The organism is Bacillus mesophilum, assembly GCF_008923265.1.
Classification (GTDB): Bacteria; Bacillota; Bacilli; order Bacillales; family Cytobacillaceae; genus Cytobacillus; species Cytobacillus mesophilum.
The window spans coordinates 407,392-422,407 of the sequence record NZ_WBOT01000001.1 but is presented as its reverse complement, the minus strand read 5'-3'; the positions used below and the strand labels follow the sequence as shown (position 1 = coordinate 422,407).

Sequence of the window (15,016 nt, the reverse complement as noted above, 5' to 3'; positions counted from 1 at the left end):
ACTCCTAGCTCGGATCAATATTTGAAAAATAATTTTTAACAATATCCTCTAAATCTGCCGGCAGCTTATATCGATCCGTACTTTCTCGATATGCCCGTTCATATTCCCCATATACTTCACTGTAAGGGCGGATATTTCCCTTTAGTACAGGGCCATCTGCTTCAAACTGCTGCGATGGTGTTCCTTGGCCAAGCTTTCCGTTATCGGTTTCTCTATTAACCTTTCCATCTAGAGATTGTGGTACGGTAAGAAGTTCGCGTGATCCCTGGCCAAGTCCCGCACCGCTGCCTGTTCCAGAGCCAGAGCCAGAGCCAGAGCCGGAACCTGAACCTGAACCTGAACCTGAACCAGAGCCGGAGCCGGAACCTGAGCCAGAACCAGAGCCGGAGCCAGAGCCAGAACCGGAGCCGGAACCTGAGCCAGAACCGGAACCGGAACCAGAACCAGAACCTGTTCCTTCCCCTTCACCTTCACTATCCCCTTCCCCATTTGCCCCTTCTCCATCTTGAGAATTAGGAGCTGTTCCTTCTCCAGTGCTGGCATTTGATGATAAAGCAAGCTGAGATGCAGAAAGCCCGCTGGCTGCCAGCTGTTTCTGAAGGGCAGTGCCAGTATTTAATAATGAGTTTTGGGCGGCAGCAAGCTGTTCTAAAAACTCCTCAGATTGAAGCAGCTGTTCCAGCTGTTCTGCTGCTTTAGCAAGTTCCTCTTCTGAAAGCTGTCCATTCTTGTCAGTAATACTTTCTAATGCCTGCTTTTGTTGCTCAGACAGCTTGTCATAATTATCATTTAAGCTTTTCAACTCTTTTTTAATCTCTTCTATATTCTTCTGATCCAGCTTTTCACCAAGACTGGCTAAATCATTCTTTATTGCATCTTTTTGAAAGTTTTGCAGTGCAGTTTGTTTCTCCTTTGCCTTCAACGCTTGTAATTCCATATTTTTCAGCTGTTTTTGCATTTCTTCCATTGCTTTTTCAGCTGATTTTGTTTCAGCGAGTTTTTCTTTTACTTTTTCCAGTGAGTTCTTAACCTCTTTATTTTTTTCTGCATCTATCTTTTTCTCTAGTTCCTTGTTCATTTCGGATGCCAGTTTGATCTCTTTTTCCCGTTCTCCGGCAGCATCCATTTTGTCATTAGGGAACATGTATAACAGTGCTGCACATAGGAACATAAGAGCAGCTGCCGCCAGCCACTTTGGATAAAAAAACTTTTTCTTCCTTTTTAAAACGGAAGATTCCGCATGCTTCATTTTTTCCACTGTATCAGCAAGCTGGAGCTGAGCCAGCTCCCCGGATTCATTTTGGAAGGAATAGGCCGAAATGACCCGGTCATCCGGAACATAATGATTAAAAACGAGCGCAGCCTGCTTATCATCCGGACGTTTTAAAATGACTCGAACGAAAAGGGCAAGAATAAAAAGAAAAGCAAGACTATAAATGTAGTACCGTAAAAAAGGAACGGTCATAAAACGTGCAGCTATGAACAGCACCAGACTCCCGCCTGCAGCAAATATCGATAGCCATTGCAGTTCTTTTAGCGTAAGCAATAAGAATAGCTGGTTTTTTACAGGCTTCAGCAGTTTAGCAAATTGCTGGCGATTTTCCATTGCGATCAGTCCTTTTCAATTCATTTCCATTAACCTTTTTTCATATTTGGACGAAGCTTCTTAATGCTAAAGAAAATCGCTCCTGCTGTTATGACTGTGTACGAAATCAGATAGGCTGCCCATAAAGGAAATTCGATGCCTGTCACATTTGTGATTTCTTCAACGATCTCTGGCTCAAACGTGCCAAACAGCGCAATTGCCGGATTTAGCATCGCTGCAAAATAAGCAAATGGCACATGCTGTACATTGGAAGGATTCCCGCTATAATTGTAGCCAAGCTGCATAAGCAGCAAGGTCAGAAAAGCGGTACCGCCTGCCAAAAACATTGTTAACCCATAAGCGGTTACCATCGAGACAATCGTTTTGCGAATGAGAGTAGAAAATAGCACACCAAGACTGCCAAATGCCATAATGGTAAAAACATAGAATGCAATGGTTGTCAGCATTTGAGCAGGTGAAATGCCTCCATACAAAAAGACGAAGCTGTATAATGGCAAGCTGGCCACAATCAGCAAGAGCAAATAGGAGATAGCAGAAACAAGCTTGCTTAAAATAATGCTGGTTGAGCTTTGTGTAGTGGTCAGCATCATATTTAATGTTTGCCGTTCACGTTCACTGCTGATTACTCCTGCAGTCAAACCGGGAGTAATAAATAAAATCAAAGCAAGCTGCAGCATACTCAACAGCATAAACATCATTTTGCTTTCTTCCGGTTTAAATAACCCAAAGCTATTGGAAAGCGATTGAATAAAAACAAATCCAATAATAATAATTCCGAGCGCCAATAAATAAAACAATATCCCCAGGTAGCTTTTAAATGAACGGAAGCGCAGCTTGAACTCTTTATTCAAGACAGGATTTATGACGAAATTTTTCACGACATTTCAACCCCCTTTGTAATTTCCATGAAGATATCTTCCAGGTCGGCTTCTTCTTCTGCAAAGCTGGTAATCGGCAATCCTTTCACCATCGCATTTTTTAGTAATGCCGTCTGCTCTTCTGCGCTGCCTTTATAAATAAAGCGGATTGTCTGATCGTCGTCCATTAACTGTACATTAGAGATAAACGGATCATCCTCGAAAAAGGACACCGTCTCGCGAAGGCTGGATTGTACCTTTACGAAAATTATTTTTTCGCCTCTTAATTTTTCTTGAATATCAGAGACCGATCCTTCTGCTACTAGCTTTCCTTGATCAATCACACCGATTTGGTCACACATTTCGGCAAGCTCAGGCAAAATATGTGAGGATATTAGAATGGTTTTGCCCATTGTTTTTAACTCTTTTAAAATCTCCCTCATTTCGATGCGGGCACGGGGATCTAATCCGGAAGCTGGTTCATCTAAGATCAGCACTTCAGGATCATGAATGAGACAGCGCGCAAGGCATAGCCGCTGCTTCATCCCTCTTGAAAGCAAGTCAACATATGAATCTCTTTTATGTGATAAATTAACAAGTTCGAGCAGCTGCGGAATCAATTTTTCTCTTTCCTGATATGAAATTCCATAGCTCGCTCCGTAAAAATGCAAATATTCATCTGCCTTTAATTGGTCATAAACACCAAAGAAGTCAGGCATATAACCAATTTGCTTCCTTACCTCCCGAGGTTCCTTTTGCACATTATAGCCATTGACATAGGCAGTTCCAGAAGAGGGAGCTAAAAGTGTCGCAAGAATGGAAAAGGTGGTAGACTTTCCTGCTCCATTTTGACCGACAAATCCAAATACGGTCCCTTTTTCAATTTTTAGATTCAGTGAATCCAGCGCTTTAAAGCTTCCATATTCCTTCGTTAAGTTCATAATTTCGATCATGGGGCTACTTCTCCTTTAATACTGATATTCGGCATTTGAACATAAGGATCTCCACCCGTGTTTTTCGTTAATTTCAAAACGATCACTCCTTCTGGAGAAACAAATTCATTCACGCTGTCACTTTCCTTTAACGTGGCTGTTTTATCTGATTCCAGCGGCAGCCATTCTTCTGAAGCAGCGTTTAAAAGCGAATATTCAATCGTTGGATTTCGAAAAGCAAGCTTTAGCTCAGTCAGTGTCACATCTTTCCCTTTAAGCTGTTCAGGCAATTCAATCTTATACTCATATTCTCCATTATCGAGATTTACCTCATAATCTGTTCCATACATCATTTCTTCATAAATATGTCCTGAAATTACTTGAAGGTCTGTCTTTAAGGTCTCTTGCTTTAAAGTGAAAGCACCCGTTATGTTTTGCTGCACATCTGCTGAAGAGATGATCATGTTGATATTATTCTGCTTTTCATCCTTATCAGCTACCGTTATATCAATGACTGACTGTGAAGTAATTCCGGCAATCACCGGCTTTGCTGCTTCCATATGCTCATTTAAAACATAGTTAACGGCTGAATATTCAAGCTGCTCGCGCTTCACCTTATCAATATCTGATTGATTATAGTTGATTCCGCCGTATCCATTTGAAGTTGGTTTCGTTAATATGGATTGATTAATTTGTTTATTAACCTCCAAGGTTTCTCCTTTTTTCAAGGCACCAAGCTTAATTTTCTGTGAACCCGACCAAATAAAGACCTCTGAAAAATCATAATCATAATGATTGGTGACTGTCCCTGTTAATATTTTGTCTGATAATGTTAATTCAGAAGCAAATCCGCCTTCAGCAGCATGATTTGCTTTGCCATAAATGGTTTGTGTGGACCAATAATCCGTCTTAGGAAAAATGACAGAACTGGTTTTTACTTGCTCAGCGAAGATCGCACCCCTCATTGGATCATTAAGGGAATTGCCTCCACCGCCCCCGCTTACAGGACGGAATGCTCCGCTAGGATATTCAATGGCATATTCACCGCTTGTATTTGATAGCAGTGTAGCTGCCTGCAATCCTGATAATTGATTGTTTTCCTCATAGTAAACGCCCATTTGATTTAACTGTGCCTGCGATATTCGGTCTTTTGCCCCGATTGTAAAAATGACAGCTGCCATTAAGATCGAAAGTGCAGGAATCACCCACCAGGAATGCTCCCGTTTATCCATTTTTCGCAGGATAAAATACAAGATAGGTACAACTATAATGATATAGATAGCCAGTAACCCGATAAGCTGTTCAATCGAAACATTTGATGCAGGGAAGTATTCATTCGCTTCTGCAAACTCCCAATATAGAGAATCATAAAATCCCCCATGCATATTCGCATTCGATATTTGACCGGCATCACTATACTTTAATAAGTTTACAAACCAAGTATCATAGTCCTTCCAGGCCGAGAGAGGTTCATCCCCCAGTGAAAAGCTGCTTTGCAGGATCATACCGCTGCCATATAGTGATCTTACAACAGCAGGCAGCTCCCCATTTTTGATTAAAACTTCAGCACCTTCTGCCACTTGGCCTGTAAAAAACGGAAGTTCATTAAAAGGCAATTCTTCAATAGATGATCCGAGTTTTAAAAATTCCGCGGAAGCGTCTGCCTCCTTATCAGGTTTCATTGGCAATAGTTCAAATAATCCACCGTAAGTGGCTTGCGCATCTGGTGCAGCTCCCGCAATGAGCGTGCCGCCTACTTTGATCCATTCTTTTATAGCGTTTTGCTGAGCGTCACTAAGCTGTGATAATGAAAATTCATCAACAATCATGACATCAATAGATTCCAATCCCATTGCTTGTGCTGGCAATATGTCTGGGTTTAATTCGGCCATTGTCGCAGATGCTGTAGTCCTCAGCTCCTTAAGCCGGTCGTAGTTTTCGCTTAATACACCAATAAATGTAGTGGCATCATCAATAAACTTCGGCTTAACGGCTTTATCACCTTTATATGTAAGCTGTTCCCCATCCTGCCAGTCTCCTTCAAAAACATGAATGGACGGTTCATTTTGATAATAGGATTGATGATCCTCTGTCATGCCAGGAAGTGATAGTTGAAATGTTCTAGTTTCTCCCGCAGGCACTTCAATTTTCACTGGAATGGAGCCTCCGGAGTTGTAGGAAGGATAAAAGCTAACTAGCACACTTCCGCTAAAATCCTCTCCTGAATTTTCAACATTTAGTACAACCGGAAAGCCTTCTCCCCGTTTCACTTTTCCATCGAAACCTTCATCAACCGTAATGGTTAAGCCGGATTCTTCTGCAGCAGTAACCTGCTGCGGGAAAAGATAAGAAAAAAAGAATAACGAACATAATAGCAAAATCAATATCTTTGTTTTTTTCATCTGCATACCCCTCCATAGCCATCTTCAATAATATAGACGTTATAAATTGCAATTAGTTTTCATGTTTTTACAATTTTTTCATCTACATAATAGACGAAAGGAAAAGGATATACCCCTTCACTTGCTGGGAAGTTTTTTTCATTGTACTGTTTTGTTAAACTTTATAGTTATTATATAAAGGTATTGAGATTTCCACTTCAGAGGATGGGAGCGCGCTGAGCCTCATCGTCGCTATAGCTCTTGCTGGGTCGAAGCACCGCGCTCGTGTATATAAATCTTCGGTTCCAATTAATTGCTAAAAGACACTTTTTTACAACAACAAACTTTCACTACAGCCAGACTCAAAATTTTCCAGCCTATAAACACAAAAAGACCCGAACCATTTTACAGATCATTAAAAATATCTGTTAATAGTTCGGGTCATTATCCTGATATCAAATGTTATTCATAAGTGTTTATTCTTCTTCTTTTTCAACTATATCGGCAAATAGGCCATATACGTATTGCTCGGCGTTGAATTCTTGGAGGTCGTCCATTTTTTCGCCTAGTCCGACGAATTTAACCGGAATGTCGAGTTCGTTGCGGATGGCAAGGACGATTCCGCCTTTTGCCGTTCCATCCAGCTTTGTAAGCACAATACCTGTAACATTTGTGGCTTCCTTAAAGGTTTTGGCTTGAAGCATTGCATTTTGGCCTGTAGTGGCATCAAGGGCAAGCAAAACTTCATGAGGAGCCCCTGGAATTTCACGTTCAATGACTCTTTTGACTTTTTCCAGCTCTTTCATCAAATTGACTTTGTTTTGCAGACGGCCAGCTGTATCACAAATAAGGATATCCGCCTGGCGTGACTTCGCAGCCTGCACAGCATCGTACATGACGGCAGCAGGATCAGAACCTGCTCCTTGCTTAATGACTTCAACGCCGACACGTTCACCCCATACTTCAAGCTGTTCAATGGCACCTGCACGGAATGTATCGCCAGCAGCTAAAACCACTTTCTTGCCTTCGTTTTTAAATTTATGGGCAAGTTTGCCGATGGTTGTTGTTTTCCCAACACCGTTTACACCAACAAAAAGGATAACCGTTAATTCGCCTTCTTGAATATTTAAAGCAGAGGATGAATTGCCTCCCTGTTCATAGATCTCAACCAGCTTTTCAGAAATAACATCTTGTACCTCTGCAGGATCTTGAATATTTTTCCGCTTCACTTCGAGCTTTAGCTCATCGACAAGCTTCATAACGGTATCAAATCCGACATCGGCTTGTATTAATATCTCTTCAAGCTCTTCAAAGAAGTCTTCATCTACTTTTCGGTAACGAGCAACAAGATCATTCACCTTGCCTGAAAAATTATCACGTGTTTTCGTTAAGCCATCTTTAAATTTCTCCGTTACACTGTCTGTTTGTTTCGTAATCTTCTCTTTTAATTTTTTGAAAAAACTCATTTGATCACATCCTTTATTGGTATATATATGTATGCCGGGAGATTTCCCCGGCTGATCTTTAGAGCGGAACCATTTCCCTTGATTCATCAAGTCTTACAGAAACAAGTTTTGAAACGCCAGACTCCTGCATTGTAATGCCATACAGAACATCTGCAAGCTCCATTGTCCCTTTGCGGTGTGTAATGACGATAAATTGTGTTTCACCGCTATATCGTTTTAAATATTGTGCATACCGATGGACATTGGCTTCATCAAGGGCAGCTTCTACTTCATCGAGAATACAAAATGGAACAGGTCTTACTTTTAAAATTGAAAATAATAATCCAATAGCTGTCAAAGCCCGTTCGCCTCCAGATAATAAACCAAGATTCTGCAGCTTTTTGCCTGGCGGCTGTGCAACAATTTCAACACCTGTATTCAAAAGGTCTTCAGGATCGGTTAAGCGTAAATCGGCTCGGCCGCCGCCAAACAATGACTGAAACACAGATTCAAAGTGAAAACGGATGCCGTTAAAGGTTTGCTCAAACCTTCTTTTCATTTCAATGTCCATTTCATCAATAACCTGGTATAACGTATCTTTTGCTTCCTGCAGATCGTTTTTTTGCTCAAGCAGGAATTCATAACGTTCAGACACACGCTCATATTCCTCAATTGCACCAAGATTAACGGTTCCGAGCTCATCGATTGACATTTTAATGAGACGAACCTTTTTACGAGCCTCTTCAGCATCAATCGTTAGCGGATAAGCTTCTTTCGCAGCATCAAACGATAATAAATATTCTTCCCGCAGATGAGCAAGGCGTGTTTCAAGCTCAACATCAATTCGATTGAGTTTCACCTCATCATCTTTCAAAGCAATACTTAACCCTTTATGAGTACGTTTCAATTCTTTCGCTTCAAGCTCCAAATCCTCAAGCTCTGTCTGCAGCTTTAATCGTTCAGCTCTTCTGCTTGCAATCAGACTGACCGTTTCATTTTTATCCTGCAGCTTTCGGTTAGCTGCCTCTTCAAGCTGAATTTCTCCTGAAGAGCTGTTCGTCATTTCTGATGATAAAAGCTTTAAATCATCCTGAATCAAGTTTAGCTTATCTGAGGAAGATGTCCATTCGTTTACAGTGTGATTCAGCCTTTCAGCTGCACTGTTTAGCTGTTCACTTTTCGCTGCAAAAGTAATCTTTAAGTCACTGATTTCAGCGAGCAGCGCTTCTTTGGACGTTTGGTCTGTAAATTTTCGTTCTGTTAAAAGACGAATCTGATCATCAAGCTCTGCTGTTTGAACTTCGAATTGCTGAAGCTGCTGCTGCAGGATTTTTTGCCTTGACACAAGATTGTCTTTATCCTCACTATACTGTGCTTTATCGAGATCATAGATGGATAAACGCTCATTTATCCTTTTTTCCTCATATTCAATCTCACGGAGATCCTCTTTCATTCTTTGTTCTTGTAAACGCAGATTCTCTCCCTTTTCTTTCAGAATCTCCAATTGTTCTGCCTGCTGCTGTACATCATGCTTTAGCTTTTTAACGAGTTCTTCCAGCGAGGCAGTTTTTTCTTCCATATCAGTGATTCTTGCCTTTAGTTCCTCTAATTCGCTTTTTCTGCTTAAAATAGAAGTATTCTTTTGCTTAATAGCCCCGCCCGTCATAGAACCGCCTGGATTTACGACATCTCCATCAAGTGTCACAATCCGAACCCGATAAGATAGCAGTTTAGCCAATTCATTAGCACCTTTTAAATCTTTGGCTATGACTACATTTCCAAGCAAGCTTTCAATTGCTGCAGCATATTTGCTGTTATATTCAATCAGAGCTGATGCTTGTCCAACAAAAGCATCATGACCAGACAAAACCTGCTGCTGATTAGCCTGCAGAAATTTTGCCTTCATGACATTCAAAGGCAAAAACGTCGCACGTCCATATCCATTGCCTTTTAAGTATTGTATCGCACTGCGGCCATCCTGCTCGGTTTGAACAATAACATGCTGCATTGCTCCGCCTAATGCAATTTCAATGGCGGTTTCGTACTGCTTTGGAACGGAAATCAGTTCAGCAACAGCACCTTCAATGCCATTTAGTTTGTTTCCTCTTGCTTTTAAAACTTCCTTTACCCCTTGAAAGAAACCTGAGTAATCATCCTCGAGCTCTTCAAGCATCTCTTGTCTTGATTTGCCCTGCTGTAAATATTGATACGCCTGATAAAGGGTCTTCTCTTGCTTTTCATAATTGTTTTTTACTGTTTCAGCCTTTTTCTGTGCTTCGCGGAACAGGTGAATTTGTTCTTCTAGGGCTGCGTGCACTTCACTTAGTCCGCTTTCTGCCTGCAGTTTGCGTTCGGTGATCAGTGAGCGTTCTTCAATGAACTTTTCATTATCATGTTCGAGTTTTTCATTTCTTGCATCCTGCTGGCTTAATTGACGAGAAATCATTTGCATTTCATTTTTGGACGCAGCTTGTTTATTTAAAATCTCAATATATTCACTTTTTAATGATTCAATAACCTGTTCGTTATCTTCTGCAAAAAGCTTCAGCTGCTCCTGTTTCTCAGTCAATTGTTTCTTTAGGAGATTTGCTTCAGATTGCAATTGATCCTTAGCTGCCTGCAGTTCATCTTTTTGAACGTGCAGCTGAGCAATTCTTTCTGTTAGTTCTTCAATGGATTTTGCCAGCTGTTCTTTATTTTGTGAGGCATTTTTTTTCCGTTCCTTTAATACTTCTTTTCGGCCTTCAAGCTTTTCCAGTTCCTCACTGGCATGAAGGAGAATATTTTGCAGATCATTGACAGACTCATCCAGAGCTGCCGCATGATCACGCATCTGCTCAATTTTAGCTTCTTTTGCCTGAATGGCACTTGTCAGCTGCAGTTCATCCTGCTGCTGTTTTTCAAGCTGAACGGATAATCTCTGCCATTTTTCATGTAATTCCTCGATTTCATAAACTGTCAGAGCCACTTCAATCTGTTCAAGCTCTTCCTTTTGCTGCAAGTAATCCTTCGCAATCGACGCTTGAATTTTCAGCGGTTCAACCTGTCCTTCCAATTCATGCAAAATATCGTTAACCCTGTTTAAATTTTCCTGAGATTCAAAAAGTTTGCCTTCTGCTTTTTTCTTTCTCGTTTTATATTTTAAAACGCCGGCAGCTTCCTCAAAAATCGTTCTCCGCTCTTCAGGTTTGCTGTTTAAAATTTCTTCAACACGCCCTTGGCTAATAATCGAAAACGCTTCTTTTCCTAACCCGGAATCCATAAACAGATCAACGATGTCTTTTAAACGGCATGGCTGTTTGTTGATAAAAAACTCACTGTCGCCAGAACGGTAAACACGGCGTGTAACACTGACTTCATTGTATTCGATTGGCAGAAAATGATCTTCATTTTCTAATGTTAAGCTAACCTCGGCAAAATTGAGCGGTCTTCTTGAATCACTGCCTGAAAAGATAATATCCTCCATCTTAGCCCCGCGCAGTGACTTGGCCGACTGTTCTCCTAAAACCCAGCGTATAGCATCGGTTACGTTGCTTTTTCCGCTTCCGTTTGGGCCGACGACTGCTGTTACTCCAGGGACAAAATCAACTGCAATCCGCTCGGCAAATGATTTAAACCCTACTATATCTAGCCGTTTTAATAACAAGTTTGCTCCCCCTAGCCTCTCCATCTTTCATGCTGAAAAAATCTGTTTAGTTGATATGGTTTTTTAAAACCTGCAGAGCCATTTGGGCAGCATGCTGTTCTGCTTCTTTTTTTGATCGTCCTGTACCTGTGCCAAGCTCTGCTCCATTTAAAGAAACGGTTGAAACAAATTCCCGGTTATGAGCAGGACCTTTTTCCATTAATATCTTATACTCTATTGCTCCTGAACCATCACGCTGAATCAGCTCCTGAAGCTGACTTTTGAAATCCATCACATGTGAAAAAGCTCCAGCATCGATTTTAGGGAATACTGCCTTTTCAAGAAAATCGACAACCGTATCAATTCCCTGATCTAAATATAAAGCCCCAATGAACGCTTCAAAAACATCCGCCAGCAGTGCTGGTCTCGATCTGCCGCCAGTCATTTCTTCTCCCTTTCCGAGAAGAATAAGCTCTCCAAATGAAAGTTCATTTGCAAAAGCAACTAATGAAGGCTCACAGACAACAGCTGCTCTCAGCTTTGTCAGTTCTCCTTCACTCATCATCGGATATTTAATATAGAGGAATTTTGAAACAGTCAGCTCCAAAACAGCATCTCCCAAAAATTCAAGCCGTTCATTATCTTCATAAGGCTTTCTGCGATGCTCATTCACATATGAAGAATGTGTAAAGGCTTGTTTTAACAATTTTTCATTACGAAAAATAATTCCTTTATTTTCTTGAAATTCTTTAAACCTTTTATCATGTGCGCGTGATGTTCTTTTATCTTTCTCTTTATTGTAATAGCGCATTTTTGCATCCACCTTGTTCCATAATTTAAATTTTCCAGGAAACAGCCTGTCAGTGATAGTTTGATTTTAAGCGAAAATGAAAAAAAACACAAAGAAACTTGGAAAGCTTATCAGCTCCCAAGTTATGGTAATATCACTGCAGAAACGTATTTACTGTCCGATATTACCTGTTAACCGCTATCGTAAACACTCGCCGATCGTCAAGCCTGCAAGGCAAACGACTAGGGCTTTGCTTCACTTAACTTTCTGAAAGTACAAGTAATAGCGGACAATAAACACAATTGTAATGGATGAGGGAGATGCTCTCCCTCATGCCATTTCAAGAAAGACGATTACTGCTGTGCTTGTATGTAGTTAACAGCGTCACCCACTGTAGCAATCTTTTCAGCGTCGTCATCAGAGATCTCCATATCGAACTCATCTTCCAATTCCATTACTAGCTCAACTACGTCAAGGGAATCAGCGCCAAGATCATCCTTAAAAGAAGCTTCCAATTTCACTTCGGATTCTTCTACACCAAGACGGTCAACGATAATCTTTGTTACACGTTCTAATACTTCTGCCATGCTTGTTCACCTCCCCTCAAGACATTATAGAGTATTTTAATCAATTAATAAACGTCTATCTTTATTTTTTCAAAGATTGTTTACATAACCATTCCGCCGTCAATATGAAGGGTTTGACCTGTCATATAGCGGCTGTCTTCTGATGCTAGGAATGTAACGACATTTGCAATATCAGACGGTTCACCAAAACGTGCAAGCGGGATCTGCTTCAGCATCATCTCTTTCACATCATCAGCAAGCTGATCGGTCATATCTGTTGTAATAAAACCAGGAGCAACCGCGTTAACGGTGATCCCTCTAGTCGCAAGCTCCTTGGCAGCAGTTTTTGTTAAACCAATTACCCCAGCTTTTGCAGCCACATAGTTCGCTTGTCCAGGATTACCGCTCACTCCTACAATCGAAGAGATATTAATAATTCTTCCGCTGCGCTGTTTCATCATTTGTCTTGTTACAGCTTTCGTGCATAGGAAGACACCCTTTAGATTCGTATTGATGACATCATCCCATTCATCTTCCTTCATTCGCATCAATAAGTTGTCTCTTGTAATCCCAGCATTATTAACTAGAATGTCAATGGTGCCAAATTTTTCGATCGCCGCTTTTACCATATCTGTTACTGACTCGCTGCTTGCTACATCACATTGAATTGCGAAGGCTTCAGTGCCCAATGCTTTTATCTCATCAACTACTTCTTTGGCACGCTGTTCACTTCCAGCATAGTTAACAACCACATTGGCACCCTGACGTGCTAATTCCAATGCAATCTCTTTCCCAATGCCGCGAGATGCTCCTGTTACGATTGCCGCTTTTCCCTGCAGTTTCATTGTGCTTCCTCCTTTAATGCTTCCAATGCTGCCAAACATGATTCTTCATCAGATACAGCATAAGTTTTGACTGATCGATCAATTTTTTTCACTAAGCCGGAAAGAACTTTTCCAGGACCAATTTCAATAAATGTATCAACACCTAACGCAATCATTTCCCGAACTGAATCTTCCCAAAGAACTGGAGAATAAAGCTGCTCCACTAAATTGGTTTTAATATCTTCAGGTGAAGTCATTGCTTTTGCATTTACATTAGCAAGTACTGGAATTGTGGCTTCTTTTACAGTAATACCTTCAATGACAGCTTTAAATTTCTCTGCTGCCGGTTTCATCAATGATGAATGAAACGGCCCGCTTACTTCAAGTGGCAATACACGCTTTGCTCCAGCTTCTTTTGCTTTTACAGCGGCCAATTCTATTCCTTTTTTTGAACCGGAAATAACAATTTGACCAGGACAATTTAAGTTCGCCAGCTGAACAGCATTGCCCATCGCTGAAATTTCAGCCGTTACTTCAGCAAGCTTTTCACGATCAAGCCCTAAGACAGCTGCCATGGCACCTTCGCCATTTGGCACAGCTTCTTCCATCAGTTCACCGCGTTTTCGAACCGCAGCCACTGCATCTTCAAAAGAGATCGCTCCTGCTGCAACTAAAGCTGAATACTCTCCTAAACTATGGCCGGCAACATAGTCTGCTGTGATGCCTTGTTTCTGAAAATGATGCAGAATTGCCATACTAGTTGTTAATAAAGCCGGCTGTGTATTTGCTGTTTGTGTAAGTTTTTCCTTTGGACCTTCAAAAATAATGGATGAAAGTGAGAAATTCAATGCAGTATCAGCAGCATCAAAATAAGCTTTCACTCCTTCATCTGCTTGGGCTAAAGCTTGTCCCATTCCAACTGTCTGGGACCCTTGCCCTGGAAATACAAAGGCGATCTTTCCCATAGTAAACCTCCTATATCATCAATCGATCATGATTGATTCTGTTCTAATACTTCTTTAATTGTAGCAGCCACATTGTTCTGCACCATATCTCTTGTCTGTCTGACTGCGCTGAACAGAGCGTCTGCATTGGATGAACCGTGCGCCTTAATCACAGGGGCTTTTAGACCAAACAATGCTGCTCCGCCATATTCTGCGTAGTCCATCTTAGATTTTAGTTCCCGTAAATCAGGCATAATTAGAGCTGCAGCCATTTTACTCTTAAAGCTGCTCGATAAAGTGGCTTTTAACATTTTAAAGACCGAAAGTGCAGTCCCCTCAATTGTTTTTAAGACCATATTGCCGGTAAATCCATCTGTTACTACTACGTCTGCAGCGCCATCAAGCAAGTCACGCGCTTCAACATTTCCGATAAAATGGATATCGCTTTGCTTTTGTAATAAGTCGAAAGCTGCTTTGGCCAGTTCATTTCCCTTTTTTTCTTCTGTGCCAATGTTTAAGAGTCCCACTCTCGGTTTATGTACTCCGCGCACTTTTTCTGCGTATACCGATCCCATAACAGCATATTGCCCTAAGTGCTCAGGTTTTGCATCTACATTCGCACCCACATCAAGGAGGACAAATCCTTCTCCGCCAATTGTCGGCAGTGTTGGTGATAAAGCAGGACGTTCAATCCCTTCAATTCTTCCTACAATGAACAACCCTGCTGCCATTAAGGCACCAGTGTTTCCTGCTGAAATACAAGCATCTGCAGCGCCATCTGCAACCTGCTGTGCGGCAACAACCATTGAGGCTGTTTTCTTTCTTCTTACGGCTCGAACTGGCTCATCTGTAGCTAATATAACATCATCTGTATGTATAATTGAGATTCGTTCATTTGAGGATAATAATGGTTTGATCTGCTCTTCATCCCCCACAAGGACGATCTCGATATCTTTATAGGCTTCAACAGCTTTCAATGCACCAAGGACGATTTCCTTAGGCGCATGATCGCCTCCCATTGCATCAATGGCTATTTTCATGCTCAT

At 41.2% G+C, this 15,016-nt stretch carries 11 protein-coding genes; all 11 read right to left on the bottom strand.

Annotated features, from left to right (window positions below; genetic code table 11):
• Positions 1-4: 4 nt before the first annotated feature.
• A complete protein-coding gene (locus F7732_RS02105; RefSeq protein WP_151572039.1) occupies positions 5-1,606 on the bottom strand; it encodes a hypothetical protein in 1,602 nt (533 codons plus the stop codon).
• 29 nt (positions 1,607-1,635) lie between these two features.
• Positions 1,636-2,484, bottom strand: coding sequence for an ABC transporter permease (locus F7732_RS02100; RefSeq protein WP_151572038.1), 849 nt, complete (start codon positions 2,482-2,484; stop codon positions 1,636-1,638).
• Entirely contained in the window at positions 2,481-3,416 is a 936-nt protein-coding gene (locus F7732_RS02095) for an ABC transporter ATP-binding protein (protein WP_151572037.1), read from the bottom strand. The genes F7732_RS02100 and F7732_RS02095 overlap by 4 nt, the downstream gene beginning before the upstream one ends.
• Positions 3,413-5,797, bottom strand: coding sequence for a type 1 glutamine amidotransferase family protein (locus F7732_RS02090; RefSeq protein WP_151572036.1), 2,385 nt, complete (start codon positions 5,795-5,797; stop codon positions 3,413-3,415). The genes F7732_RS02095 and F7732_RS02090 overlap by 4 nt, the downstream gene beginning before the upstream one ends.
• A gap of 455 nt (positions 5,798-6,252) precedes the next feature.
• Positions 6,253-7,242, bottom strand: a complete 990-nt coding sequence (ftsY, locus tag F7732_RS02085; protein ID WP_151572035.1) for a signal recognition particle-docking protein FtsY — start codon at positions 7,240-7,242, stop codon at positions 6,253-6,255.
• 58 nt (positions 7,243-7,300) lie between these two features.
• Complete coding sequence (gene smc, locus F7732_RS02080) at positions 7,301-10,867, bottom strand: chromosome segregation protein SMC (protein ID WP_151572034.1); 3,567 nt, start codon at positions 10,865-10,867, stop codon at positions 7,301-7,303.
• A gap of 46 nt (positions 10,868-10,913) precedes the next feature.
• On the bottom strand, positions 10,914-11,657 hold the full coding sequence (gene rnc / locus F7732_RS02075) for a ribonuclease III (RefSeq protein ID WP_151572033.1): 744 nt from the start codon (positions 11,655-11,657) through the stop codon (positions 10,914-10,916).
• A gap of 332 nt (positions 11,658-11,989) precedes the next feature.
• Positions 11,990-12,223: an acyl carrier protein gene (locus F7732_RS02070; RefSeq protein WP_066446707.1), complete on the bottom strand. Its 234-nt coding sequence runs from the start codon at positions 12,221-12,223 to the stop codon at positions 11,990-11,992.
• Between the two features lie 80 nt (positions 12,224-12,303).
• Positions 12,304-13,047, bottom strand: coding sequence for a 3-oxoacyl-[acyl-carrier-protein] reductase (fabG, locus tag F7732_RS02065; RefSeq protein ID WP_151572032.1), 744 nt, complete (start codon positions 13,045-13,047; stop codon positions 12,304-12,306).
• Positions 13,044-13,991, bottom strand: a complete 948-nt coding sequence (fabD, locus tag F7732_RS02060) for an ACP S-malonyltransferase (RefSeq protein WP_151572031.1) — start codon at positions 13,989-13,991, stop codon at positions 13,044-13,046. Before fabD ends, fabG begins: the two co-directional genes overlap by 4 nt.
• Before the next feature lie 26 nt (positions 13,992-14,017).
• A complete protein-coding gene (gene plsX / locus F7732_RS02055) occupies positions 14,018-15,010 on the bottom strand; it encodes a phosphate acyltransferase PlsX (RefSeq protein ID WP_151572030.1) in 993 nt (330 codons plus the stop codon).
• Between the last annotated feature and the right edge of the window lie 6 nt (positions 15,011-15,016).